This window comes from Nonomuraea sp. NPDC048916 (assembly GCF_040649575.1).
Taxonomy (GTDB): Bacteria; Actinomycetota; Actinomycetes; order Streptosporangiales; family Streptosporangiaceae; genus Nonomuraea.
In genome coordinates this window covers 1-403 of the sequence record NZ_JBEZFS010000265.1, presented here as the reverse complement: position 1 = coordinate 403, position 403 = coordinate 1, and the positions used below count along the sequence as shown (strand labels likewise).

The 403-nt window shown below is 68.0% G+C and carries 1 protein-coding gene; it reads left to right on the top strand.

What is annotated here, in order from left to right; all coding sequences use genetic code 11:
• Positions 1-7 precede the first annotated feature (7 nt).
• On the top strand, positions 8-403 hold a 396-nt coding region (locus AB0C16_RS40785), incomplete at its 3' end, for a sensor domain-containing protein (RefSeq protein WP_357691578.1).

Here is a 403-nt window from a genome sequence, read left to right as displayed (position 1 = left end):
GCGGCATCTGCTGTACGCGGTGCTCCAGTTCCCGTGGGCCGTGTTCGCGTTCGTCGTGGCGCTGAACTTCTGGGCGTACGGGTGGGCGCTGCTGACGTACCCGCTGTGGTTCTGGGTCTTTCCGATGTACGGCGGCCAGGGCGGCCTTCAGCTGTACGGCGACCAGGCGCACAGCATCTACCTCGACAACCCGTTCGAGATCACGGTGACCGCCCTGGTGGGGCTGTTGTTCACGATGGCGACGCCCTGGATCGTGCGGGCGCTGACCACGGTCGACCGGTTGCTGGTGCACGGGCTGCTCGGCCCTTCGCGGCTGGCCACACGGGTGGTGGAGCTGGAGTCGGACCGTGGCGTGGTGATCGACACGGCCGCCGCCGATCTGCGGCGCATCGAACGCGATCTG